Below are 23,628 nucleotides of genomic sequence, written 5' to 3' on the forward strand. Positions count from 1 at the left end.
GATCATTCCCTTATTTACAGATTTCATCCTGTACTTTACTTACATTATAAAGCGGGCAGAGATAAAAAGAAAATACGTTCTGTTTTCATACAAGCTTAAACGATTGCATATATAGAAAGAAAGACAGATCATTAATTGGAGGAGCTATGGCTGATACCTTTTTCCAAGAACTATTAAAATGTTATTTTATCGCTTTCGGCGTATTGCTAGGCGGATCATTAATCGGAGGAACAGCCTCCTTCGTGACCGGCAAACCACTTTTTACAGGGATCGCTCAAATTAGTAAAAGTCTGCATATTTGGGCGATTGTCGCAGCGATTGGCGGCACATTCGATACGCTATCCAACTTCGAGCGCGGCTTTCAAGAAGGGGAAACGAAAGAAGTATTTAAACAGTTTTTGCTCATTTTATCAGCTATGGGCGGCACACATACCGCTTCATTAATCATTTCCTGGCTAACAGGAGAACATATCGCTCCATGAGAGTTCCTGCCTTTCATAAACGTCAGAAAAGAAAATGGTTGTTAAGTGGAGCCGTGATTGGTGCCTGCATCAGCTGGCTATTATTTCTCTATATGTTTGGCACGCTACAAGAAAGACAAGCCCTTACGATCGAGCTACAAAAAAATGAAATTCAGGACTTATCCGCCCATTTAGACATTTGGCAGGAAGAGTATAAACTATTGAATAAAAAAACCCTGCACAAGCTAACTGTGCAGGAGGTTGAAATTGATATTATTAACTATGAAAAATACGGCATTGATGACGCTCAAAGTATTTATGCGATACAGGAAAGCATCAAAAAAGACTTATCTGTGCTTGCCGCTAAAGATTTAGAAACGGTGTATTCACAAAAAGAATTACTGCGTCAAACGATTGAAAACAAAACGATCAACATCAATCAAAAAAACTATTCGTTGCGCGTGAAAGAATGGCTCTTTTACACGACGATTCATATTCAACTAGAGCTAACGCTGCAAAGTCATTAGTTTTCGTATGTGCTACACACCTGCTTGAGGTCCTTCGCTACAAGCTCGGCTTCCTCCCAAGAATAAACAGACGCACCAGCGGCAAGCGGATGGCCTCCTCCATTATATTTCTTAGCAATTTCATTAATAACAGGACCTTTCGAGCGAAGGCGAACACGAATTTGATCATCCTCTTCAACGAAGAAGACCCACGCTTTCATTCCTTTGACTTCACCAAGCGAGCTAACGAGCAAAGAAGCTTCGGATGGAGCGACATCAAACTTTTCAAGTAGCTCTTTTTTCAATGTGACAACGGCTGCACCACTTTCTTCTAATTGAAAGTGCTGTAAAATATACCCTTGCAGTTTCACCACTTTCTCTTCTGTTTCATACATGCGAGTAAATAACTCATGGCGATCGAATTTGTACTCAATTAATTCTCCCGCATATTCCATCGTTCGGTCGGTTGTGCTTGGATAAAGAAAACGGCCCGTATCGCCGACAATACCCGCAAACAATAAGCGAGCCGCCTCCTCACTCATTTTCAAGCCATCCTCTTGACCGCTTTTGTATAACTCATAAATCATTTCACTAGCGGAGCTTGCTGATGTATTAACCCAAAGTAAGTCCCCGTAAGCATCTTCATTCGGATGATGGTCAATTTTGATCCATTCTTTTCCTAGCTTATAGCGATCATCACAAATTCTCTCCTCGTTGGCTGTATCACAGACGATGACAAGCGCTCCTTCAAACACTTGATCATCAATGACATCCAATGTGCGTAAAAAGCGAAGCGTTGGTTCTTCCTTTCCGACTGTATATACCTTTTTCTCCGGAAAGGATGCTTTAATAATTTCTGCTAATCCTCCTTGTGATCCATAAGCATCTGGATCTGGGCGAACATGTCGGTGAATAATAATCGTGTCATATTGTTTAATCTTTTCAATGATTTGTTTTTTCATCTGCTTTTCTCCTTTGCACTAGACAAGCTTTTGAGGTGGAATTTCTCTCCTTTTCTCGGTACAATGAAAAGTAGCCAAAGAATTATATGGAGGAAATCACATGCCTGTTTTAGTGTTTGTTATTGTTGTATCGTTCTCTTTCTATATCATGTATAAAGTGCAATATGTGAGAAGCCGACGACCGATGGAAAGAAAATGGGTATCAGCTAAATCTAGTATGGCTCTCGGCCTTTGTGTCGGATGCTTCGGAATGAACACACTGTTCATTCAACAAACGACGGTTTCTTATATCGTAGCCGCTATATTTATGCTTGTCGGTTTTGGTAGCGTTTGGGCCGGTGCGAAAGCCTATCGACATTTCCTGCCGTATGCTCGCAAAGAAGCGGAAGAGCTTAATCATTAATCACTCCGACATCGCTCCTAGATTAGAGCGGTGTTTTAATTGCGTTCAATCACTTGACACATCATTAACGCCTTTCCGACAAGAGTACCATTATTGAATACTTCTACATCGACCTTTCCAAACTTCCGACCGACTTCTAGTACTTTCGGATGAATTTCTAACATACTTTCCATTTGAACAGGCTTAATAAAGTAAATCGTGATATTTTCAATGACTAAATCCCCTTTTTTCTGCGCCCGCATCGCTTGATTGGCCGCTTCCGTCACAAGTGTAGTGAACACGCCGTAAGAAATCGTTCCCAGTTGATTCGTCATTTGTGGCGTCACTTCGAATGTATATACATTTCGGCCTTTACCTGATAAATCGATCTGGTTCGTGATCGTGTCATTTAATGTTTCGCCCATCTGTGGTTGACGTTGCGTCATTTGTAACGCCTTTAACACATCTTGTCTACTGATAATTCCTTGAATACGATTATGGTCATCAACAACTGGCAAGAGTTCAATCCCTTCCCAAATCATGATATGGGAAGCAGACGCAACACTTGTTTTCAAACTAACAGTGATCGGGTTCTTCGTCATCACCTTTTCAATCAGCCCGTCTTTTTCCTGTCCCATAATATCCTTTGCTGTAACCATCCCCTGTACCTTCAACTGCTCATCAATGACCGGAAAACGGCTATGCAACGTTTCTCTATTTTTTTCTAGCCAATCACTGACTGTATCATGAACAGATAAGGCGACTGTTTGATCAAAAACAGTCAAAATATCACCGACAAGGACAATCTCTTTCTTAATCAATTGATCATAAATCGCTCGGTTAATCATCGTTGCAACTGTGAATGTATCATAACTAGTGGAGATGACAGGAAGTTCAAGCTCATCAGCTAGCCTCTTTACGTCCTCTTCCGTATCAAACCCGCCGGTAATTAACACTGCCGCACCTGCTTGCAAGGCGTGTTCGTGAGCTTGCGTTCGATTGCCGACGATTAATAGATTACCTGGACCGGTGTATCTCATCATCGCTTCAAGCTTCATCGCACCGATCACAAATTTATTTAACGTTTTATGAAGCCCTGCTCGACCACCGAGTACCTGTCCGTCGATAATTTTCACGACTTCTGCAAATGTCAGCTTTTCAATATTTTCTTTTTTCTTCTGCTCGATCCGAATCGTGCCCACTCGTTCAATCGCCGACACTAACCCTTTCGTTTCCGCATCTTTAATGGCTCGATAAGCTGTGCCTTCACTTACGGAAAGTGCTTTCGCAATTTGCCTAACCGAGATTTTTTCACCAATTGGCAAACCTTCAATATATTGTAAAATCTGTTCGTGTTTCGTTATCAACTGTTTCACCTGTTCCTTTCCGATCCTCTAATACAGTTATTATAAGATGAAAAGGGGCTGGATTCAATTTTCGGGAGAATATTTAGAAGAAAGAAAAAAATCGCCTCGTAAAGTGAAACTTCACTCAGTGGGGGTTTTCTTCATCCCCCACTGAGTGTTAGTTGAACCAATCGGGCATTTACGGGCTGTTGATCCCCCCACCTACATATCTGCGCTTCTTTCTGCCATGTTGAGGTAGGGGTCTTACAGCCCGTTAATGCGGGATAAATGGACTCATCTCCTTTATGAGACGATTTTCTTCTAGATAACTACAACTCGACCACTTCACCTGGCTCTAATACGAGACCATTGTTCGCTTCAAGCTGGTCAATAAAAGCGTGAGGATTTTGCTTAATAGGTGGGAACGTGTTGAAATGGATCGGAACGACTTGCTTCGCCTGTAGAAACTGAGCAGCAACTGCGGCGTCTTCCGGTCCCATTGTGAAATTATCACCAATCGGCAAGAAAGCAAGGTCAATCGGATGACGTTCGCCAATTAATTTCATATCAGAAAATAGCGCCGTATCTCCCGCATGATAAATCGTTTTTCCTTCAATCATTAATAACACACCGGCTGGCATGCCCATATAAAGAAATGTGCCGTCTGGCTGTTGCAACCCAGACCCGTGAAATGCTGGTGTGAATTTCACCTTCCCGAAGTCAAATTCAAAGCTACCACCGATATGCATCGGATGCGTGTTCACTCCTTGGTGAGCTAAATATACAGCCAATTCATTCACCGCAATCACTAAAGCCCCGCTCTTCTTCGCTAACTCGACCGTATCGCCGACATGATCACCGTGACCATGCGTTAAAACGATGACATCTGGCTGCTCCTCTTCGACCTTTAAATCGGTTAATCCATTTCCGGTAATAAACGGATCGATTAAGATCACTTTTCCTTTCGTCTCTACTTTTACAATGGAATGTCCATGATAAGATACTTTCACTAGTACAAACCCCTTTCACACAAAATATCACCTTACTAACTATCTATTCGCCTCCACAATCCCTTTTCCTTTTTTCCTTTGAGGTTAAATGATAAACTTTTATTGAAATAATTTTCTCACGCTTGCTAGGAGGCAATTAACCATGAATGAACGATTAACAAAGTTAATGGATTGGATGAAAACAGAGGATATTCCTTTCTCCTTTATTACTTCTACTGAAAATGTTTTTTATTTAACAGGCTTTAGAAGCAATCCCCACGAGCGCCTGCTCGGTGTCGCTGTCTTTCAAGAGGCAGAGCCCTTTCTAGTGTGTCCTAAAATGGAAGTGACTGATGCCAAAAACAGCGGCTGGGCATACGAAGTCGTTGGCTATACCGATATCGAAAATCCGTGGGAAATGATTCAATCTCGAGTAAACAATCGAATCAATGAAGTTTCACGTATAGCGGTCGAAAAGCAGCACTTGAATGTGGAGCGCTATGAAGAATTGGCTACACGCTTCCCTGCTGTCGTCTTCGTTTCAGCAGAAGCTAAACTGGAACAACTACGAATGATTAAAGATGAACAAGAGTTAGCTCATTTGAAAAAAGCAGCCGAGTACGCTGACTATGCGATTCAAGTCGGAACTGAAGCGATTCAAGAAGGAAAATCGGAGCTTGAAATTTTAGCAGAAATTGAATTTGAAATGAAGAAAAAAGGCATTTCGGAAATGTCCTTTTCGACGATGGTGCTAACCGGAGTAAATGCCGCTTCCCCGCACGGCATTCCTGGAGCGACGAAAGTTCAAAAAGGCGATTTAGTATTATTCGACCTTGGGGTTGTTTATGAAGGCTATTGTTCAGACATTACGAGAACGGTCGCTTTCGGAGAGATTAACGACCAACAGCGTGATATTTACGAAACAGTGCTTAAAGCAGAACAAGCGGCGATCGCTGCCGTTAAACCTGGCGTAACAGCAAAAGAAATCGACCTTATTGCAAGATCCATCATTGCGGATGCTGGCTATGGCGACTACTTCCCGCATCGCCTCGGTCATGGACTCGGTATTAGCGTACATGAGTTCCCGAGCATCACTGAAACAAACGAACTCGTTCTTCAAGAAGGCATGGTGTTCACGATTGAGCCAGGCATTTATGTTCCCGATGTCGCTGGCGTTCGCATTGAAGACGATATTTATGTAACAAGTAACGGAAGCCAAATTTTAACTTCATTTCCTAAAAACTTATTATTTGTTTAGGAAAACTTCACATTTACAAGTAAAATTTTACTGATAGAATGCTATAATTGTTGTACAATACAATTATTAAGGGGGAATGACAAATGGGTATGAAATATGAACATATTCTTGTAGCTGTTGACGGTTCTAAAGAAGCAGAATGGTGCTTTAAAAAATCCATCGAGATTGCGAAACGAAATGGGGCAACATTAAACTTAGTACACGTGATTGATACTCGTTCATTTGCAGCAATTGAAGCTTATGATCGTTCAATCGCTGAACGTGCTTCTAAATACGGTAACGACCTATTAGCAGAGTACAAAACTGAAGCTGACAAAGCTGGAGTGAAAACGGTTAACACATTTGTTGAATACGGCTCACCTAAAGTCATCATTCCTAAAGATATGGCGAAGAAAGTTGAAGCTGACTTAATCGTTTGTGGAGCGACTGGACTAAATGCAATGGAGCGCTTCTTAATCGGAAGTGTATCTGAACACATCACTCGTGCCGCTAATTGCGACGTACTAGTTGTTCGTACAGACAAAGGCGAATAAGATTGAAAACTGTCCTCAAACTTTGGGGACAGTTTTTTCTTTTCTTTAATAGAATGCCTCTGGCGGGATTCGAACCCGCACTCACAATCGTTAAGCATAGGCTAAGGGAGAACACGCTTCCCTACGGAATTTCACCTGCCTCAGCTAATTTGCTTTTCGGTGCTTCTGAAACCTTTGCCTTGCGACCCGGTAGCTACAATGTTTTCCGGCGCTCTTCCCTTCTAAAGCTACAAAGGCAAATATGATGATTAAGCATAACAGAGTCAGGCGCATCCTTGCAAAATATATACTTAACTCTCCCCTCATTACTTCCTTCATTTTTACACTTATTAACACCCTCTTAATTATCCTTTTACAATCTACAAGTAAAATTAAAGATTGATATATTATTCCACAAGGGGGATTTTTTGTGAACTTTAAAAAGACGATCATCGCTGGAATCACTGCCACAGGACTATTATTCACTAGCAACGCTCCGTACAACGCCATGGCAGAAGCACCACCCTTTTATCAATATGAAGAAAAAGATTTTCCGGTACAACAAATTGCTCAATATGACAGTCTTGCAGGTGCTGGCGGAACTGAAATACTCGCTTATGACACTACGTCTAAACAAGCATTTGTCACAAACGGCGCCAAATCTGGTTTAGATATTCTTGCTTTTGATAATCTCAAATCGGGTTCATTTCAAAATGTTCCATCCAAGAAAAGAATTTTGGTGAAAGACTTTGGAATTGAGCAAGCGAAGGATATTACGAGTGTTGCTGTCCACCCTACGAAAGATATAGTCGCTTTATCGGTTGTTAGCGATCCGAAAACCGACCCGGGATTTATCGTTTTCTTAACGAAACAAGGCGAATTTTTAACGAAAGTTCAAGTCGGTGCTTTGCCGGATATGGTGACATTTACACCAGACGGTCAAAAGGTGCTCGTTGCTAATGAAGGCGAGCCGAACGATGATTATTCGGTTGATCCTGAAGGCTCGATTTCCATGATTGATATTTCTAAAGCTGTAAAAAAGAACGAAACATTGACAGCCAAAACGTTAACATTTACTAACGTGCCATTGGATGATAACGTTCGTGTCACCTCGAAAGGGACGGTCCTTCAACAGTTAGAACCAGAATACATTTCGGTGACAGCAGATAGCAAAAAAGCGTTCGTTTCCCTCCAAGAAAACAACGCCATTGCTACGATCGACCTTGAAGCGAATAAAATCGTTAATGTAAAGGGACTCGGTGTGAAAGATCACTCGATAGCGGGAAATGAACTCGATGGAAAAAAAGATAAAAAAATCAACATCGAGAAGCTTCCATTGTTAGGTTACTATATGCCGGATGCGATTGATGTCTACACAACGGGCGGAAAAACATATATTTTAACTCCAAATGAAGGCGATGCTCGCGACTATGAAGCGTACTCAGAGGAAGCGAAAATTAAAGATATTCAAAAAGAAATCAAACTAGATGCCAAGCATTATCAAGGCTATACACAGGAAGAATTAGACAAACTCACTGCTGATGGATTACTTGATCAGTTAGCGGATACGAATATTACGATAGAGAACGGAAAAGTCAATGAAACGTATGAAGCTCTTCATACATATGGAGCTCGTAGCTTCTCCATTTTTGACGCCGAAACGATGGAGCTCGTATTTGACAGCGGCTCTCAGTTTGAAACGATCATTGCTCAAGCGCAACCTGAATACTTTAACACAACAAATGATGAAATCGCTTTTGACAAACGAAGCTCTGCCAAAGGGCCTGAGCCAGAAACTGTCGTAAAAGGAAGGATCGACGGCAAAAATTATGCTTTCGTCGCTCTTGAACGTCAAAGTGCTATTATGGTTTATGATATTACTAATCCAAAACAATCTAAGTTTGTGACGATGATTTCAAGCCGCGACTTTAGCGCAGATGTGAAAGGTGATGTCTCGCCTGAAGGACTTCAATTTATTGCCGCGGACAAAAGTCCAACCGGTCACCCTTTATTAATGGCGACTCATGAAGTATCAGGTACAGTGGCTGTTTATGAATTCGGAACAAAGCAAACGAATAAGCTACTTCCTTTTAAAGATGTCGATCAAAATCATTGGTCTTACTCTTACATCCTTGATTTATACGAAAAGAATGTCATTCAAGGAAAAACCGAAACAACCTTTGCGCCAGGAGAAACGGTCACTCGCATTCAATATGTTGCGATGTTAAGTAGAGCGCTAGACTTAAAGCCTTCATCCAACAAGATGACATTCAAAGATGTTCCTGCTTGGGCAGCAAAAGATGTTCAAGCCGCTTTTGAAGCAGGGATCATCAACGGAGAAACAGCTACTACCTTTGCACCATATGAGCTGATCACTCGTGAACAAATGGCGGCAATGTCTATTCGAGCTTATGAATCTAAAGGTGGGGAACCAATAAATGGCCCATTTGAAGATTTCAAGGATGCTGAAAAAGTTAACACCTACGCTAAAGCGTTCGTTCAGAAAGCTTCGCGTCTAGGAATCATGGAAGGAAAAACAAACGGTGAATTCGGACCGAAAGAAGCTTCTACTCGTGCACAATCAGCGAAAGTTCTTTCCATTATGCTTGATCAATTAGAAAAATAAGAGCAAAAAAACAAGCCCTTACTTCTTAAGGGCTTGCTTAGCATTGATCAAGTCTTTTGCTACACCGATTTGGAGCTGGACTTGGTCGAATCCAGTACCGCCTAAAGACTTCCTTCTTTTGACGGCTTCATATGGTGACAGCACTTGATAAATGTCTTCTTCAATGACCTCAGACGCAGCCTTTAGCTCCTCTAAAGGCAGGTCAGCGAGATAGCATTGATTTTGAATGCAGTGAAGCACTAGTTTTCCAACTATTTCGTGTGCTTCGCGGAATGGAATGCCTTTTGATGCTAAGTAATCAGCCAGCTCCGTAGCATTGGAGAAATCATTGTGGACAGCTTCTCCTAAGCGGTCCTCATTCACCTTCATTGTTTGAACCATCCCTGCAAAAATTTTCAAGGAACCAATAATCGTATGTACGGTATCAAACATACCTTCCTTGTCCTCTTGCATATCTTTGTTATAAGCAAGCGGTAAACCTTTTAATACCGTTAACAAGCTGAACAAATTGCCATACACTCGGCCTGTTTTTCCACGGATCAACTCTGCCATATCAGGATTTTTCTTCTGAGGCATAATGCTTGATCCGGTAGAGAACGCATCATCCATTTCAATAAACTGAAATTCTTGACTCGACCAAAGAATCATCTCTTCTGCCAAGCGAGACATATGCATCATTAAAATGGAAGAAGCACTTAAAAACTCAAGAATGAAATCCCGGTCACTGACCGCATCCATACTGTTGGCATATACGCCTGAAAAACCGAGCAGCTTAGCGGATAATTCACGATCAATCGGGAAAGTCGTTCCGGCAAGGGCGCCCGCACCTAAAGGCGAAACGTCCGTCCGTTTTAATCCCTCTTGAAAACGCTCTTTATCTCTTTGCAGCATCCAGAAATACGCCATTAAGTGGTGTCCGAATGAAATCGGCTGTGCTCTTTGCAAATGGGTGTAGCCAGGAGCGAGTGTTTCCACATGTGCCTCGGCTTTCTCCACAATTGCTGCTTGAAACGCTTCAATTAAACCAATGATTAGCTTGACTTGCTTCTTCAAGTACAAATGCATATCAGTGGCTACTTGATCGTTACGGCTACGGCCAGTGTGAAGCTTACCACCAACCGCTCCGATTTCCTCGATCAAGAATTTCTCTAAATTTAAATGGATGTCCTCTTGGGCAACCGAAAAAGCTAATTCACCTTTTGAAGCTTTCTCCTTTAAAGCTTCAAGGCCGCCCGTGATTTGATCCGCTTCCTCTTTCATTAAAATGCCTGTTTCACCAAGCATTGTGACGTGAGCAATACTTCCTTCTAAGTCTTCAAACACTAGCTCTTGATCAAAGTGGATGGATGCTCCAAACTCATCTACCCATTGTTCAGCTGACTTTTGGAAGCGCCCTCCCCATAATTTTTTCATACTTGAACCTTCTCTTTCTCCTGCTGCACCATTGAATTTACTTTCGTCGGAAGACCCCATAGTTGGATAAATCCTACAGCTGCATCATGGTCGAATTCATCTTCTGTTGTGTAAGTTGCTAATTTTTCGTTGTATAAGGAATACTCAGATTTTCTTCCTTCGACAATCGCATGACCTTTAAATAATTTAACGCGAACCGTTCCAGTGACAAACTTCTGCGTTTCTTTTAAGAACGCTTCAAGTGGTGCTCTTAATGGGGAGAACCATAGTCCATCATAGATCAGCTCAGTTATTTTCTTTTCAATGATTGGTTTAAAGTGAGCGACTTCTTTCACTAACGTTAAATCTTCCAGCTCTTTATGCGCCTTGATTAATGTCATCGCACCTGGGCACTCGTACACTTCTCTTGATTTAATTCCAACAAGACGGTTTTCTACATGGTCAATTCTTCCCACGCCATGCTTACCAGCTACTTCATTTAAATGAAGGATCAGTTCAGCGACAGAATACTGTACGCCATTTACTGCCACTGGCACACCTTCTTTAAAATCAATTTCGATGATTTCAGGTGTATCTGGCGTGTTTTCTAAAGCGGACGTTAATTCGTAAGCTGCTTCTGGCGGTGCCGCCCAAGGATCTTCTAAAATACCGCACTCATTGCTTCTGCCCCAAAGGTTTTGGTCGATGGAGAATGGGCTATCTAAATTAATCGGAATTGGAATATTGTTTTGTTTTGCGTATTCAATTTCCTCTTCCCGTGACCATTTCCACTCACGTACTGGAGCAAGAACTTCAAGATCTGGATTTAACGCTTTAATCGATACTTCAAAACGAACTTGGTCATTTCCTTTTCCGGTACATCCGTGAGCTACCGCGACAGCATTTTCTTTTTCAGCTACCTCTACTAACTTTTTCGAAATAAGCGGACGTGATAACGCGGATACTAGTGGATATTTACCCTCATATAACGTATGAGCTTGAAGAGCGATTAATGCATATTCTTTTGCATATTCTTCTTTCGCATCGATCATGTAGCTCGCTACCGCTCCAACTTGAAGCGCCTTTTCTTTTACAAACTCTAAATCCTTTCCTTCGCCAACATCTAAGCAACAAGCGACGACATCATAGCCTTTATCCTTTAACCACGGAATCGCCACCGATGTATCTAATCCCCCTGAATACGCAAGAACTACTTTTTTACCCATGATTTATTTCCTCCTCTAAGATGATATCTATTAGTATAAATATTCATTTTTATTAATTTTTATTCTCTTAACATGAATAAAGAATAACATGTTCTTTAGGAGCTTTCAAGTAGTTTATTCAAAAAAAGTGTATTTTTTTTCTTTTGTATGAATAAATAATCACTCATCGTTGGATTTTTGCAGAAAACAACGGAAAAAGGTAAGATGGAGAAAAAAGAGAGGTAGCTTATGTACTTTCAAACAAACGAACGTCTTGGAATCGATGTGCCTCATTTACCGAAAGAGTGGAGCCTTTATTCGATGAACGAGCAAGCCACCATCCTCCACCAATGGGAATCGATTCGCGGCAGCATTCCCGATCGAATTCAAGAGATAGAAGAAAAAATTAACGAACGCCAAACACAACTAGATCATGAAGAAAGCTTTGATCGCTCTTGCTTACTTAATGAAGAAATTAGTGAGCTTGCTTCTATTATTAATGATCTTTGGCTATGGTTTCGAACTTCTCCTTCTGTGGAGCAATAGACCTGTACATCATTTTTAGCATTCACAAAAACCGCCGCATACTTTTTTCGTATGCGGCGGTTTTTTATTCACTGTCGGCTTTCTTCTCTTGTAACAAGCGATATTGATAATATTTTTCTGCAAAGGTCGTAACCGTTTTCGTTAAACGATAATTCATACCCGCTCCAATCGCTAAGCTAACGAGCGGTAAATTGGACATTTTTTTATTTTTGAATACCGTAATGGCCATCAGTTTAAACAGTTGCTTAATCGGCCCCTCCAGCCAAGTCGTGTCTGTTAATTGAGCCGACTCCTGATAAAAGAAGGGGTGCTCCTGTTCTTCAAGTTCCAATAGAAGCTCTTGCCAGCCGATTACTTTCAGACGATCCGGCATTGTCGCCGCATGAAACACTTTCAAGGAAGCCATCATTTCAAATGGCGTTTGCGGATCATAACCATAAGACATCGCTGTTATCTGAACCGCTCGCAAATTAATTAGGATCATAGCGAGAAAATCGGTGCTAACCGGCACCGCTCCACCCGTTCCTGTGACTCCTCCTTGAATGAGAGAATACAGCCGCTGTCTAGATGCTTGCTGATGATTCAAATAAGCTAACTGGTCGAGCGTCAGCTTTTTCATATCAGAAATGGTATGGACTTCTTCATTAAACACTCGAGCAGAAGTTAAAATTCTCTCACGCGCTTCATTTTGAAATTGCGATCCTTGTAGTAGAGAATGCATTTGAAAAAGCGCATTATCCAGCTGATTAAAAAAAGTAGCCGTCGTCTCCTCCGGTATGGCCTCAAACGCCGTATGTAACCACTTGGAATATGTATATTGCAAATCATTTCCTTCAATACTTGCGAGCGATTCCTCCCAAGCTATAATCTCGTCCCACATCGCTGCATCCCGCTCTGTCCAAGCCATGCCAAGTCCCTCCTCATTTCACTGCTTCTTGTCTTTTTATTCTCTATGATCCTTTTGAAATTGTCAAAGAGAAAGCCAAAAAGCCAACTCAGTCATCCTGAGTTGGCCCAATCATCATTTATTACTTCGCGATTAATTCAAATGATTGAAGCATTCCTTTTTGTGTTTGCTTCAATTGATTAATTAAATCCTCACAAGCTTTTAATACTTCCGCACGGTTTTGCTGCTGTGCTTCAAGTGCATTTTTATATGTTTCTTCTAAATGAGCTTGAGATTTAGATAGCATTTCAACAGAAGCTTTCCCTGGACTCATTGCTAGTTCTTGAGTCGTATAGCTAATTTCCTCTAACTGATCCACCCATTCAGCTAAGTTTTTGCCACCAAGTTCTTGTTGATTCCAGGAAGAGTTCATCATACCCGTCTTCCATTCTGAAGACAACTTTTTAGAGTTTTCTTCTAACTTAGAGATTTGCGCACGACTAGAATTGATCCAATCCTTTTGTCTTTCAAACACTTGTAATGTTCTTTGCTCTAATCCATCTTGAGAAGAGTAGAATGTCTTAAATCCATTAAACCAACCGTCCCAAAACACATCGATTACGTCAATAGACTTGTTTGTTTCTTTTTTATTTGTCACTTTAAAGCCCTCCATTTAATTGAATTAAGGTCAAGTAGACCTTATATAAAAACTTATACAATCGCCAAATTATTCCTTTGTCAATTGCAAAGCTTTACAAAAATTATGCTGTCTGCACTGAAGAGGTCTCGTCTATTTTTTCGATTGATCGTCTTTATTCGTTGTGAATCCTGGTGGCATAAAAAACTGGCTGTATACATTGAAAAACTGATCAAGCATTTTTTGATACTGCTCTAGTGAAGCGGCCCACATCTGTAAATATTGCTCCCCTGCCGATGTAATCGAATAAATTCGCTTAGCAGGGCCTCCTGATGATGTATCCCACTCAGAAGTGACAAACTCATCCTTTTCCAATTGCCTCAATGTTCTATAAAAATTCCCTTGATCAATGGAATGAAACCCAAATTGAATAAGTTTTTGCATTAATTCATATCCGTGGGCATTCCAATCTCGTAAAAGAAGCAAAAGGACAGGAACCATAAAATTTTTCGGTGCGCCTGCTACATTTTTTTTCCCGTCTTTATCTTCTTTAGAGCTACGTCGGTTGGCAACCATCGCTATCACCTACTATATCTTTAATATTGCTTATATGTGTAATTTACACCTATATGCATTTTAAGTCAAGCGTTTCATTACCTACAAATATTGACAAAACCCATCTAAATCGACAACATCTGTAAAAAATATTGTCAGAATTATGGGATTATGAGTAGAATTTCACGTTTTTTTTTGGAACAAAAGATGGCTCATGTGTATTATCCTAAATATATAGCAATAGTTTTAAGATTTTCAAAAAACAAAAAATTAAAAGGAGTTAACGCGTAATGACCCAACAAACATTGCCAGACCCATTTACTGTGTGGAAAAGTTTTTACGAAAAAACAGAAGCTAGTTGGAATGATGTTCTCCACGAAACGATGCAGCAAGAGGCTTATGCTGAATGGATGGGCCAAACGCAAAACGCTTATTTGCAATTTCAGGAACTCATCCAAAAGACAACAGATGCATATTTAAAGCAAATGAATATGCCAACTCGTGAAGAAATTTCTAGCGTAGCCTCTTTAATTATTAATGTAGAAGAAAAAGTAGAAGAGCTGGATCAAAAAGTGGAAGATGAACTTTTAAACAGCCCTACTTTAGCTGAAATTAGCAAATTAAAAACAACGGTGGCTAGACTAGATAAAAAGATGGATCGAGTTTTAAAAGCATTGCAGCAAGTAGAGGAAGCAGCAACTGCACCGGAGCAACCGGAAAAAACTTCTGCTTCAACGGAAGCGGCTCCACCAAAAACAACACCACCCGCTTCACAACAAAAGAAATAAAGCGCTTAATCACACGTTATCTTCTAAAAACCTACATAAGGAGTGTATATAAATGGCAATCATTGAAAAGGAACTCATCCAAAAGAATGAAGATTTGTTAAGTTTAAAAGGGAAAGTTGTTATTGTAACAGGCGGCTCTCGCGGAATCGGTGCTACAATCGCGAAAGAACTAGCAAAAAAAGGGGCTAATGTTGTCATTAACTATAACTCAAGTTCAGATGCAGCTAAAGCTGTCGTAGAAGATATTGAAGGCTTTGGCGGGTCAGCAGTAGCTTTCAAAGCAAACGTTGCAAGCTTAGAAGAATCTCAACAATTAATTGAAGAAACGAAAAAGCAATTTGGCAAAATTGACATTCTTGTCAATAATGCTGGAATTACAAAAGATCGTTCATTCAAAAAGCTTAGTGAAGAAGAGTGGTACGATGTTATTAACATCAATTTAAATAGCATTTATCACACAACGTCTGCTGTTATCCATACAATGCTTGAGCAAAAATATGGTCGCATTATTAACATTAGCTCCATCGTTGGACAAGCAGGCGCCTTCGGTCAAACAAACTACTCTGCTTCAAAAGCAGGAATGATCGGCTTTACTAAATCTTTAGCTTTAGAAACAGCTAAAAATGGAATTACAGTGAATGCGATTTGCCCTGGCTATATCGAAACGGAAATGTCTGCAGCCATTCCAGATAATATTCTAGAGCAAATCGTGTCAAAGATTCCTATGAAACGCTTAGGGAAAACTTCCGAAGTAGCAGAAGCGGTTCTATTCCTCGCAAACAGCGATTACATTACAGGTCAATGCATCAACGTAAACGGTGGCGCATATATGTAATCAAAGCAAAATCGTTTGCTTGTAACATTTAAAAAGGGGGAATGCGATCGTGTACGCTACGACGAAAGAAATGGAAGCTTGGGTTAATACGTTACCGGAAAATATCCAAAAAAGCTATTATCGCTTTAAACGAGTATCCGAGGTGTTAACAAAAGAACCGGAACCACAAGTCGGTCTAACACCTAAAGAAGTCATTTGGACAAAAAATAAAGCCAAGCTATACCGTTACCAACCGGCAAAAGAAAAGACAAATAAAGTGCCGCTATTAATGATTTATGCGCTGATTAATAAGCCATATATATTAGACTTAACGCCCGGCAGTAGCTTAATCGAATATTTAACGGATCAGGGCCATGACGTTTACTTATTAGATTGGGGTACGCCTGGTTATGAAGATCGTCATATGAAATTAGATGATTACATGTTAGATTACATCCCTCGTGCCATTCAAAAAGTATTGCGAACTTCCGGTGCCAATGAAGTAAGCCTACTAGGCTATTGTATGGGTGGAACGATGACAGCTATTTCTGTCGCTCTTCATCCTGATTTACCTATTCGTAATTTAATCTTCTTAACGAGTCCTTTTGACTTCAAGGATACTGGCTTATTTACAAATTGGCTAGATGATCGTTATTTCAATTTGGACAAGATGGTTGACACGCTTGGAATTATTCCACCGGAGACGATTGACCTTGGCAATAAATTATTAAAGCCGCTCGTTAACTATATTGGACCTTTTGTCACGTTAGCGGATCGCGTCGATAATGATCAATTTGTGAAAAGCTGGTCGTTAATGCAAAAGTGGGTACACGACGGTATTCCATTCCCTGGTGAAGCCTTCAGACAATGGATTGGTGAGTTTTATCAACAAAACAAACTCATTAATGATGAACTGGTGATTCGTGGTCAACATGTGCAACTAAGTAATATTAAAGCAAACCTTTTAAATATTGCCGCTCAACGTGACCATATTGCTGCACCAGAGCAAGTAAAACCGTTAATGCAAAAAGTATCTAGCCAAGATAAAACGTATCATGTCATGCCTACTGGTCACGTGTCAGTAGTCGTTGGTGGAAATGCGGTAAAACGTACGTATCCAACGATTGATCAATGGTTAGTTGAACATTCAAAATAATTTTAGGCAACTATTAAGACTTGAGTTCGGTATTCTACTGGGCTCAAGTCTTTTAATTTTGCTTTCATTCGTTTGTGGTTGTAATACTCAATATAGTCTTCCAACTCTATTTCAAAATGCGCCATACTCTCAAACTTTTGTAAGTAAGGAAAATGCAATACAAAAAAAATCCCAACCTCTCAATTTAATGCTGAGGTTTGGGATTTAGTTACTCCAGATAAGCGTCCGATTGCTGCGTATTGACTAACTTCTTTGCTTTTCGCTGAATTTTGAGGTAAGGATCTTACTGCCCGTTAATACGGGATAAAGTGAAACTTCAATCAGTGGGGGGGTTCTTCATCCCCCACTGATTGAAAGAGGAACAAAGGCTAAAATCGCAACGTCCTGTTGCAACGCCTTTGTAACCTGCATCGTGCAGGCCCGAACCAATTGGGTTTTTACGGGCTGTTGATCTCCCACCTACACGTCTGCGCTTTTTCTGCCCTGTTGAGGTGGGAGTCTTACAGCCCGTTAATGCGGGATAAAGATACAAAATCACCCAATCACCCCAAAATTAACACGATCCTTTTCTAAATTAATGGCAGCATGAGCACCCGGGACCATCTTCTTTAGCAGATTCCTCCATAACCTCATACCCTGTAGCTTTAATAGCAGCTTTAATTTCTCCCAAATCAACTGCACTTTCATTAAATGTTACATCTACTTTACCTTCAGAAAATTGAACTTTGACAGATTCAACTCCATTTAATTTACCTACATTTCCCTCGATTTTATTCACGCAAGATCCACATGACATTCCTTGTACATTAAGTGTTACTTGTTTCATATAAATTCCTCCTTTTTAATTATCCACCCTACATCAGTAGGGTATATGTTTTACTGATATGAGACCTGCCACTAAGTATAGTGACAGGTGATATCGACTATTTTATTTTTCTAATTTCACTCTTTGTAAACGCAATGCGTTTAACACGACTGAAATGGAGCTAAATGCCATTGCCGCGCCAGCTACCCATGGTGCAAGTAACCCTACTGCAGCAATTGGAATCCCAATCGTATTATAGGCAAATGCCCAGAATAAGTTTTGTTTAATATTACGCATCGTTTTGCGACTCATTAAAATCGCATCAGCAATACTATTTAAGTCGCCGCGAATCAGTGTAATATCTGCAGCTTCCATGGCAACATCTGTACCTGTACCAATGGCCATACCAATATTAGCTGTTGCAAGTGCAGGTGCATCATTAATACCGTCACCAACCATTGCCACTTTTTTGCCCTGTTGTTGCAGCTTTTTCACTTCTTCTGCTTTCCCTTCAGGAAGCACTTCCGCAATAACTGCATCAACGCCTACCTCTTTACCAATTGCTTGAGCTGTACGTTCATTATCACCTGTCATCATGATCACCTTGATGCCCATTTCTTGTAATCGATGTACAGCTTCACTAGAGGTATCTTTAATCGTATCTGCTACTGCAACTAGACCTGCATATTGGCCGTTAATTCCAGCTATCATCGCCGTTTTTCCATTTCGCTCTAATTCCTCCATTTTAGGAAGGATGGACTGAATATCAATCCCATATTGTTGCATGAGTTTCCGTGTTCCAATGACAACCCCTTGACCTGAAACTGTTGCTTGCACCCCATAACCTGGGATCGCTTCGAAGAATTGGACGTCACCTAGTTCGATCCCTTTCTCTTGAATCCCTTGAACGATAGCTTCTGCTAATGGGTGCTCAGACTGTTTTTCTGCAGCACCGATCAATGATAAAAATACATCTTCATGTTGACCTTCTGCTAATAAAACATCTGTTAATACAGGTTTACCATGTGTGACAGTACCTGTTTTATCCACTACGACTGTGTCAATGCTTTGTGTTTGTTCTAAATGCTCGCCACCTTTGAACAAAATACCAAATTCCGCTGCACGACCTGAACCAGCCATAATGGAAGTTGGTGTCGCTAAACCAAGTGCACATGGACAAGCAATCACAAGAACGGCAATTAACACTTCAAGTGCTGGTGTAAACTCACCCGGTCTGACCCAGATGATCCATACTAGGAAGGTAAGGACAGCAATCCCTACTACGATAGGGACAAAAACACCTGAAATTTGATCCGCCATCCGTTGGATCGGTGCTTTTGAACCTTGTGCATCTTCTACTACTTTAATAATTTGAGCTAACGCTGTGTCGCGCCCAACTTTTGTCGCTGTCATTTTGATGAAACCATTTTTGTTAATCGTTGAGCCGTATAATACGTCACCTGCTTTTTTATCCACTGGTAAACTTTCACCTGTTAACATCGATTCATCAACAGCTGTTGTTCCTTCTAATACTTCACCATCAACAGGAATTTTTTCACCCGGTTTCACTAAAATAATGTCACCAATGACGACTTCTTCTAATGGGACTTCTTTTTCAACTCCATCACGTACGACAATAGCTGTTTTTGCTTGAAGACCCATTAATTTTTTTATCGCTTCTGATGAACGACCTTTTGCCTTCACTTCAAATAATTTACCTAAAAGAATAAGTGTAATCAGTACCGCACTAGTTTCAAAATATAAATGTGGACCGTGGTGTGTTCCAACTGTAACAATCGCTTGATATACGCTATAGAAATAGGCTGCTGAAGTACCCATAGCAACGAGTACATCCATGTTTGCACTACCATTCCGAAGTGCTTTATAGGCACCTACATAAAACTGTTTCCCGATTATAAATTGTACTGGTGTTGCCAATAACATTTGGAACCATGGATTCATTAAGATATCTGGTACATATAAAAACGATGTAAATGAAAAGTGCGCGACCATTGTCCACAATAATGGTAATGATAAAATTGCTGAAATAATGAATTTACGTTGTTGATCTTTAATGTGCTTTTCACGGTGATCTACTTCTTCCTTTTCGTCTTGCTTTTGGTGAGCACCGTAACCTAGCTTCTCTACCTTTGTAATAATGTCTCCAATCGATATTTCTGAAGGATTAAAGTCGATCGTTGCCTTTTCAAGCGCTAAATTAACGTTCGCATTTGCAACACCTTCCATTTTGTTTAACCCTTTTTCAATACGTGTCGCACACGCTGCACAAGTCATTCCGGTAATATCAAATTCCGCCTTTTGTTTTACAACCCCGTAGCCAAGTGCTTCAATTTTCTTTTCAACATCAGCTTCACTCAGTTTTGACGGATCATATTTAATCGTAGACTTTTCAAGTGCTAAATTGACGGTTGCCTGTTCGACACCTTCCATTTTATTTAGCCCTTTTTCAATACGTGTCGCACACGCCGCACAAGTCATTCCAGTAATTCCAATACTCGCTTCTTTAGAAGCTGCACTTTGCGCTGCTGTACTCATGAACTTTCCACCTCTCTTATACCTATAAGGGGTATATTTATTTGAAAATGAGAGAGTGCCACGATAGCACTCTTATTCTACATCATATCCTTGGTCTTCAATCGTTTCTTTAATTCGATCAAGGGATACTTGGGATTCATTAAATGTTACTTCAACTTGAGCCTCATCTAATTTTACATTTACTCCATTGACACCTTCTAATTGACCAACGTTACTTTCGATTGCATTTACGCAATGCCCACATGACATGCCTTGTACGTTTAATGTTATATTTTTCATGTTTTTTCTCTCCTTTAAATGAAATGTTATCTACTGTAATATACAATATAGGGGTATAAAAAAGATAAAAAATTCTTTTATTCCCTATCAAGCTATATAGTTTTTTATTTTTTCATTAGCTTATGAATCGTCACAACTAATTCATCTAACACTTCTTCATCACCTTCTGAAAGGCGATCTACGACACAGCCCTTTAGATGACCTTCTAAAAGAATTTTGGCTACGCTATTTAAAGCAGATTGTGTGGCAGAAAGTTGTGTAATTACATCATCACAGTAAACGTCTTTGTCTATCATTCCTTTAATGCCTCGAATTTGGCCTTCGATACGATTTAATCGAGTTGTTAAATCTTTCTTTACACGTTCTGGATGGTGGCTTTTACGACAAGACGTAACCTCCTCTGTATGGCAAGCTACTTCTTCCACTTTGTTTTCCATCAGCTCAACCTCCTATCTTGATTGTATATTACCATACCCACACTAGGTATGTAAAGGGATAAACTAATTTTTTTATCAGTATGGCTAAAAAGGGCATTTAAACCACTTATAATTGACCAAATGTGTACATCCTGAACACTTTGAACACTTGCCGTTTTTTTAATTGTTTGAATGACATCGTTCATATCTATATTTTGCAGTGTATCTTCCATTAATACATGTACCTCAGATTTTGTTCAGTACAGCGACGATCATACTTACTAATGGATCTGCCCATCCTTAGCCAAAAAACATGATTAGCAATGGTCATAGTTTACTTTGCCACTGACTGGAATTACCTCAATAAGCATAAAACAATCCCCTCACACGTATGTGGAGGGGATTGTTTTATGCTTTGCTTTCTTTAAACCATTGATTCATTTTCATCATCATCGATTGCATCGCTTTCGGGTCTTTCATCGATGGCAAATTCGCTAGGAAGACTTGTTTCGGTGGTTGAGTGTCTTCTGCTTGCTTTTGTAAAATTAAAATGCTTTTGGCTGCTTGTTTATTTTTAAACAAAGAGGATGGCAACTCGATCACTCCTTGAATATGGACGTGTTGCTGGAAGAAGCGGTGTAGTTTGTCCGCACCAGTAGCTTCAAACAAACCATTCGGTATAAGGAAAAATAAATAGCCACCTGGCTTTGTATGTTTAATGCTTTGCTCCATAAATAAGAAATGAGCATAAGAATGACCCTCTTCCGCACACAGCTCATACTCGACGGCACGGACATCATTCGGATAATAACCAACCGGTAAATCACAAACAATGACATCGGATGGATCGATTAACAACGGCTCTAATGAATCTTGGCTATACAATTGTACAGGATGCTCAAGTAAGTTCGCTCCGCACCAAGCAAGCTTCAACAGCAAATCGTCAATATCAACCCCAACAGCCGATAGCTTCTTGTCCGATAAATGATTTAGCACCGTAAATAATAAGTTTCCTGTTCCAATAGCCGGGTCCATAATCGTAAATTCGTTTTTGTCCTTCATAAACTGGCCAAGCAAATAGCCGATAAATAGCCCCATCGAGTCTGGTGTCATTTGATGATTTGGCTGGACATTTTGCTGCATCCCTTTTAAAATCGCCAGCTGATACGCTTTACGAATGTCTTCTTTCGAAAATTGATCGAGCTGAATGTCTTCATACTTCTTGGATATATTCTTTTTCGCCACATCACTTAATTCCTCTTGCAAGATTTCATTTTGGAATAAGTTTTCAGCCGTTTCTGCCAAAGCATCTAAATAAGTACATGACAATTCATTTTGAAGAATAGCCGCTGTTTCATCGAAGGTTTTGAAAAGTTTTTCGATCGGGGAAAATTCATTCATATGTGGTTCCTCCTTAAATATTACTAAAAAAGCTGACCCTTTCGTTAAGGGTCAGCCTACTGATTATAAAGCAGCTTTTACAGCTTCAATTGCTTTTTCATAGTCTGGATGATTTGTTCCCTCACTTACATACTCAACGTAAGTAATTTTATCATGACTGTCAATGACAAATACCGCACGCGCTAATAAACGTAGCTCTTTCATGTGAACGCCGTATGCTTCAGCGAAAGAAAGGTTGCGATGGTCCGAGTATGTTTTCACGTTTTCTAAGCCATTAGCTGCACACCAACGCTTTTGGGCAAATGGTAAGTCCGCAGAGATCGTTAATACTTCGACATTTCCCACTTTAGATGCTTCTTCGTTAAAGCGACGTGTTTGTGCATCACATACACCCGTGTCAATAGAAGGGACGACACTAACTAAGCGAACTTTCCCTTTAGAATCAGCTAGCGTCACTTCTGACAAATCATTAGCTAGCACAGTAAAATCCGGTGCTTGATCCCCTACTTTCACTTCGTTTCCTAGTACAGTCATTGGATTTCCTTTAAACGTTACTTGAACCATTCCGAATCCCTCCTTGATATCATTACACTTCCTATTTTACTGAAAAAATTAGCAAAAAAGCAAAGAAAAACCCCTGCCGAATTTCAGCAAGGAAGATATGACAGCTTTCTTAAATAGAAGGGTCTTGTGCCGCTCCACAACTATCTGTCTTAGGTTGATCATTTTTTTTCATCATACTTTGAATTTTATCAACAACACCTGGTGCCATGTCGAGCACTTTATCAATTAAATGAGTATTTTCATCTAAATGAAGCATTCGAACGTCATTACCTTTCACAATTAAAAAAGCGATCGGTGTGATCGAAACTCCTCCACCGCTTCCGCCACCAAATGGACTTTTCTCCTGCTTCGACTGGGAATTTCCCGTTGTTCCACCACTTGGCGGCTTGTCAATTGAAAATTCACTTCCGCCTGCCGCAAAACCAAAGCCCACTTTCGATACGGTCATAATGACGCTTCCATCAGGTGTTTCTACCGGATCACCAATGATTGTATTGACATCAATCATTTCTTTCAAATTTTCCATTGCCGTTGTCATTAAGCCTTCAATTGGATGTTCACTCATTTTTTTGCCTCCCGATTATAC

26 protein-coding genes and 1 pseudogene are annotated in these 23,628 nt (G+C 40.3%); 10 read left to right on the forward strand and 17 right to left on the reverse strand.

What is annotated here, in order from left to right:
- Positions 1-146: 146 nt before the first annotated feature.
- Both ytrH and ytrI read left to right on the forward strand, forming a co-directional pair.
- Positions 147-482, forward strand: a complete 336-nt coding sequence (gene ytrH, locus ACSVDJ_RS13315) for a sporulation membrane protein YtrH (RefSeq protein WP_439169871.1) — start codon at positions 147-149, stop codon at positions 480-482.
- A complete protein-coding gene (gene ytrI / locus ACSVDJ_RS13320) occupies positions 479-988 on the forward strand; it encodes a sporulation membrane protein YtrI (protein WP_439169870.1) in 510 nt (169 codons plus the stop codon). The genes ytrH and ytrI overlap by 4 nt, the downstream gene beginning before the upstream one ends.
- Here ytrI and ACSVDJ_RS13325 read toward each other — a convergent pair.
- Positions 985-1,929, reverse strand: a complete 945-nt coding sequence (locus ACSVDJ_RS13325; RefSeq protein WP_439169869.1) for a DHH family phosphoesterase — start codon at positions 1,927-1,929, stop codon at positions 985-987. The two genes, ytrI and ACSVDJ_RS13325, sit on opposite strands and share 4 nt — an antisense overlap.
- A gap of 100 nt (positions 1,930-2,029) precedes the next feature.
- Here ACSVDJ_RS13325 and ACSVDJ_RS13330 point away from each other — a divergent pair, with 100 nt between their 5' ends.
- A complete protein-coding gene (locus ACSVDJ_RS13330; protein ID WP_439169868.1) occupies positions 2,030-2,332 on the forward strand; it encodes a YtpI family protein in 303 nt (100 codons plus the stop codon).
- Between the two features lie 35 nt (positions 2,333-2,367).
- On the opposite strand, the gene ACSVDJ_RS13335 is transcribed toward ACSVDJ_RS13330, so the two are convergent.
- Both ACSVDJ_RS13335 and ACSVDJ_RS13340 read right to left on the reverse strand, forming a co-directional pair.
- Positions 2,368-3,678, reverse strand: coding sequence for a DRTGG domain-containing protein (locus ACSVDJ_RS13335; RefSeq protein WP_439169867.1), 1,311 nt, complete (start codon positions 3,676-3,678; stop codon positions 2,368-2,370).
- 308 nt (positions 3,679-3,986) lie between these two features.
- Positions 3,987-4,667, reverse strand: coding sequence for a metal-dependent hydrolase (locus tag ACSVDJ_RS13340; RefSeq protein ID WP_439169866.1), 681 nt, complete (start codon positions 4,665-4,667; stop codon positions 3,987-3,989).
- Positions 4,668-4,809: 142 nt separating this feature from the next.
- On the opposite strand from ACSVDJ_RS13340, the gene ACSVDJ_RS13345 reads away from it, so the two are divergent.
- From ACSVDJ_RS13345 to ACSVDJ_RS13355, 3 genes are all read left to right on the forward strand, one after another.
- Positions 4,810-5,904 carry a M24 family metallopeptidase gene (locus tag ACSVDJ_RS13345; protein WP_439169865.1) on the forward strand — a complete coding sequence of 365 codons (1,095 nt, stop codon included), beginning with the start codon at positions 4,810-4,812 and terminating at the stop codon, positions 5,902-5,904.
- Positions 5,905-5,987: 83 nt separating this feature from the next.
- Positions 5,988-6,437, forward strand: a complete 450-nt coding sequence (locus ACSVDJ_RS13350) for a universal stress protein (RefSeq protein ID WP_439169864.1) — start codon at positions 5,988-5,990, stop codon at positions 6,435-6,437.
- Positions 6,438-6,846: 409 nt separating this feature from the next.
- The gene (locus tag ACSVDJ_RS13355) at positions 6,847-9,042 is read left to right on the forward strand and encodes a choice-of-anchor I family protein (protein WP_439169863.1); all 2,196 of its coding nucleotides are present in this window, start codon (positions 6,847-6,849) and stop codon (positions 9,040-9,042) included.
- An 18-nt stretch (positions 9,043-9,060) separates the two neighbouring features.
- Here ACSVDJ_RS13355 and argH read toward each other — a convergent pair whose 3' ends face one another.
- The gene (argH, locus tag ACSVDJ_RS13360) at positions 9,061-10,455 is read right to left on the reverse strand and encodes an argininosuccinate lyase (RefSeq protein ID WP_439169862.1); all 1,395 of its coding nucleotides are present in this window, start codon (positions 10,453-10,455) and stop codon (positions 9,061-9,063) included.
- Entirely contained in the window at positions 10,452-11,660 is a 1,209-nt protein-coding gene (locus ACSVDJ_RS13365; RefSeq protein ID WP_439169861.1) for an argininosuccinate synthase, read from the reverse strand. Before ACSVDJ_RS13365 ends, argH begins: the two co-directional genes overlap by 4 nt.
- A gap of 228 nt (positions 11,661-11,888) precedes the next feature.
- Between ACSVDJ_RS13365 and ACSVDJ_RS13370 the strand changes: the two genes are divergently transcribed.
- Positions 11,889-12,185, forward strand: coding sequence for a hypothetical protein (locus ACSVDJ_RS13370; RefSeq protein WP_439169860.1), 297 nt, complete (start codon positions 11,889-11,891; stop codon positions 12,183-12,185).
- Positions 12,186-12,249: 64 nt separating this feature from the next.
- Here the strand turns inward: ACSVDJ_RS13370 and ACSVDJ_RS13375 are convergent, their stop codons facing one another.
- The 3 genes from ACSVDJ_RS13375 to phaQ all read right to left on the reverse strand — a co-directional run bounded on the left by ACSVDJ_RS13375 (position 12,250) and on the right by phaQ (position 14,284).
- Positions 12,250-13,092: an EcsC family protein gene (locus ACSVDJ_RS13375; RefSeq protein ID WP_439169859.1), complete on the reverse strand. Its 843-nt coding sequence runs from the start codon at positions 13,090-13,092 to the stop codon at positions 12,250-12,252.
- Positions 13,093-13,213: 121 nt separating this feature from the next.
- Positions 13,214-13,729, reverse strand: a complete 516-nt coding sequence (gene phaP, locus ACSVDJ_RS13380; protein ID WP_439169858.1) for a polyhydroxyalkanoic acid inclusion protein PhaP — start codon at positions 13,727-13,729, stop codon at positions 13,214-13,216.
- Positions 13,730-13,861: 132 nt separating this feature from the next.
- Positions 13,862-14,284, reverse strand: a complete 423-nt coding sequence (gene phaQ / locus ACSVDJ_RS13385) for a poly-beta-hydroxybutyrate-responsive repressor (protein WP_439169857.1) — start codon at positions 14,282-14,284, stop codon at positions 13,862-13,864.
- A gap of 269 nt (positions 14,285-14,553) precedes the next feature.
- On the opposite strand from phaQ, the gene ACSVDJ_RS13390 reads away from it, so the two are divergent.
- The 3 genes from ACSVDJ_RS13390 to phaC all read left to right on the forward strand — a co-directional run bounded on the left by ACSVDJ_RS13390 (position 14,554) and on the right by phaC (position 17,021).
- The gene (locus ACSVDJ_RS13390; protein WP_439169856.1) at positions 14,554-15,051 is read left to right on the forward strand and encodes a poly(R)-hydroxyalkanoic acid synthase subunit PhaE; all 498 of its coding nucleotides are present in this window, start codon (positions 14,554-14,556) and stop codon (positions 15,049-15,051) included.
- A 94-nt stretch (positions 15,052-15,145) separates the two neighbouring features.
- Positions 15,146-15,886, forward strand: a complete 741-nt coding sequence (fabG, locus tag ACSVDJ_RS13395) for a 3-oxoacyl-[acyl-carrier-protein] reductase (protein ID WP_439170034.1) — start codon at positions 15,146-15,148, stop codon at positions 15,884-15,886.
- A 70-nt stretch (positions 15,887-15,956) separates the two neighbouring features.
- Positions 15,957-17,021, forward strand: coding sequence for a class III poly(R)-hydroxyalkanoic acid synthase subunit PhaC (gene phaC / locus ACSVDJ_RS13400; protein WP_439170033.1), 1,065 nt, complete (start codon positions 15,957-15,959; stop codon positions 17,019-17,021).
- 2 nt (positions 17,022-17,023) lie between these two features.
- Here the strand turns inward: phaC and ACSVDJ_RS13405 are convergent.
- The 9 genes and pseudogenes from ACSVDJ_RS13405 to ytfJ form a co-directional block, all read right to left on the reverse strand.
- Positions 17,024-17,173 (reverse strand): annotated as a pseudogene (locus ACSVDJ_RS13405) (IS3 family transposase); the annotation flags it as partial.
- 422 nt (positions 17,174-17,595) lie between these two features.
- On the reverse strand, positions 17,596-17,847 hold the full coding sequence (locus tag ACSVDJ_RS13410; protein ID WP_439169855.1) for a copper ion binding protein: 252 nt from the start codon (positions 17,845-17,847) through the stop codon (positions 17,596-17,598).
- 102 nt (positions 17,848-17,949) lie between these two features.
- A complete protein-coding gene (locus ACSVDJ_RS13415; RefSeq protein WP_439169854.1) occupies positions 17,950-20,382 on the reverse strand; it encodes a heavy metal translocating P-type ATPase in 2,433 nt (810 codons plus the stop codon).
- A gap of 72 nt (positions 20,383-20,454) precedes the next feature.
- A complete protein-coding gene (gene copZ / locus ACSVDJ_RS13420) occupies positions 20,455-20,661 on the reverse strand; it encodes a copper chaperone CopZ (RefSeq protein WP_439169853.1) in 207 nt (68 codons plus the stop codon).
- A gap of 104 nt (positions 20,662-20,765) precedes the next feature.
- Positions 20,766-21,098, reverse strand: coding sequence for a metal-sensitive transcriptional regulator (locus ACSVDJ_RS13425; protein ID WP_439169852.1), 333 nt, complete (start codon positions 21,096-21,098; stop codon positions 20,766-20,768).
- Positions 21,098-21,283: a hypothetical protein gene (locus tag ACSVDJ_RS13430; protein ID WP_518619067.1), complete on the reverse strand. Its 186-nt coding sequence runs from the start codon at positions 21,281-21,283 to the stop codon at positions 21,098-21,100. The genes ACSVDJ_RS13425 and ACSVDJ_RS13430 overlap by 1 nt, the downstream gene beginning before the upstream one ends.
- A 202-nt stretch (positions 21,284-21,485) precedes the next feature.
- Positions 21,486-22,478, reverse strand: a complete 993-nt coding sequence (locus ACSVDJ_RS13435; RefSeq protein ID WP_439169851.1) for a class I SAM-dependent methyltransferase — start codon at positions 22,476-22,478, stop codon at positions 21,486-21,488.
- A 63-nt stretch (positions 22,479-22,541) separates the two neighbouring features.
- The gene (gene tpx, locus ACSVDJ_RS13440; RefSeq protein WP_439169850.1) at positions 22,542-23,042 is read right to left on the reverse strand and encodes a thiol peroxidase; all 501 of its coding nucleotides are present in this window, start codon (positions 23,040-23,042) and stop codon (positions 22,542-22,544) included.
- Between the two features lie 109 nt (positions 23,043-23,151).
- On the reverse strand, positions 23,152-23,607 hold the full coding sequence (ytfJ, locus tag ACSVDJ_RS13445) for a GerW family sporulation protein (RefSeq protein WP_439169849.1): 456 nt from the start codon (positions 23,605-23,607) through the stop codon (positions 23,152-23,154).
- Positions 23,608-23,628: the final 21 nt, after the last annotated feature.

The sequence above is a fragment of the Bacillus sp. Hm123 genome, assembly GCF_051842975.2.
Lineage (GTDB): Bacteria > Bacillota > Bacilli > Bacillales > Domibacillaceae > Bacillus_CE.

What these genes read in the sequence shown, in the direction of transcription:
- ACSVDJ_RS13345 (WP_439169865.1), top strand. Translation starts at nt 4,810, where the DNA reads ATGAATGAACGATTAACAAAGTTAATGGATTGGATGAAAACAGAGGAT.
- tpx (WP_439169850.1), bottom strand. Translation starts at nt 23,042, where the DNA reads ATGGTTCAAGTAACGTTTAAAGGAAATCCAATGACTGTACTAGGAAAC.
- ACSVDJ_RS13330 (WP_439169868.1), top strand. Translation starts at nt 2,030, where the DNA reads ATGCCTGTTTTAGTGTTTGTTATTGTTGTATCGTTCTCTTTCTATATC.
- ACSVDJ_RS13435 (WP_439169851.1), bottom strand. Translation starts at nt 22,478, where the DNA reads ATGAATGAATTTTCCCCGATCGAAAAACTTTTCAAAACCTTCGATGAA.
- ACSVDJ_RS13370 (WP_439169860.1), top strand. Translation starts at nt 11,889, where the DNA reads ATGTACTTTCAAACAAACGAACGTCTTGGAATCGATGTGCCTCATTTA.
- ACSVDJ_RS13415 (WP_439169854.1), bottom strand. Translation starts at nt 20,382, where the DNA reads ATGAGTACAGCAGCGCAAAGTGCAGCTTCTAAAGAAGCGAGTATTGGA.
- phaQ (WP_439169857.1), bottom strand. Translation starts at nt 14,284, where the DNA reads ATGGTTGCCAACCGACGTAGCTCTAAAGAAGATAAAGACGGGAAAAAA.
- ytfJ (WP_439169849.1), bottom strand. Translation starts at nt 23,607, where the DNA reads ATGAGTGAACATCCAATTGAAGGCTTAATGACAACGGCAATGGAAAAT.
- ACSVDJ_RS13425 (WP_439169852.1), bottom strand. Translation starts at nt 21,098, where the DNA reads ATGGAAAACAAAGTGGAAGAAGTAGCTTGCCATACAGAGGAGGTTACG.
- ACSVDJ_RS13430 (WP_518619067.1), bottom strand. Translation starts at nt 21,283, where the DNA reads ATGAACGATGTCATTCAAACAATTAAAAAAACGGCAAGTGTTCAAAGT.
- ytrH (WP_439169871.1), top strand. Translation starts at nt 147, where the DNA reads ATGGCTGATACCTTTTTCCAAGAACTATTAAAATGTTATTTTATCGCT.
- ACSVDJ_RS13390 (WP_439169856.1), top strand. Translation starts at nt 14,554, where the DNA reads ATGACCCAACAAACATTGCCAGACCCATTTACTGTGTGGAAAAGTTTT.
- copZ (WP_439169853.1), bottom strand. Translation starts at nt 20,661, where the DNA reads ATGAAAAATATAACATTAAACGTACAAGGCATGTCATGTGGGCATTGC.
- phaC (WP_439170033.1), top strand. Translation starts at nt 15,957, where the DNA reads ATGGAAGCTTGGGTTAATACGTTACCGGAAAATATCCAAAAAAGCTAT.
- ACSVDJ_RS13375 (WP_439169859.1), bottom strand. Translation starts at nt 13,092, where the DNA reads ATGGCTTGGACAGAGCGGGATGCAGCGATGTGGGACGAGATTATAGCT.
- ACSVDJ_RS13325 (WP_439169869.1), bottom strand. Translation starts at nt 1,929, where the DNA reads ATGAAAAAACAAATCATTGAAAAGATTAAACAATATGACACGATTATT.
- ytrI (WP_439169870.1), top strand. Translation starts at nt 479, where the DNA reads ATGAGAGTTCCTGCCTTTCATAAACGTCAGAAAAGAAAATGGTTGTTA.
- ACSVDJ_RS13350 (WP_439169864.1), top strand. Translation starts at nt 5,988, where the DNA reads ATGGGTATGAAATATGAACATATTCTTGTAGCTGTTGACGGTTCTAAA.
- ACSVDJ_RS13365 (WP_439169861.1), bottom strand. Translation starts at nt 11,660, where the DNA reads ATGGGTAAAAAAGTAGTTCTTGCGTATTCAGGGGGATTAGATACATCG.
- ACSVDJ_RS13410 (WP_439169855.1), bottom strand. Translation starts at nt 17,847, where the DNA reads ATGAAACAAGTAACACTTAATGTACAAGGAATGTCATGTGGATCTTGC.
- argH (WP_439169862.1), bottom strand. Translation starts at nt 10,455, where the DNA reads ATGAAAAAATTATGGGGAGGGCGCTTCCAAAAGTCAGCTGAACAATGG.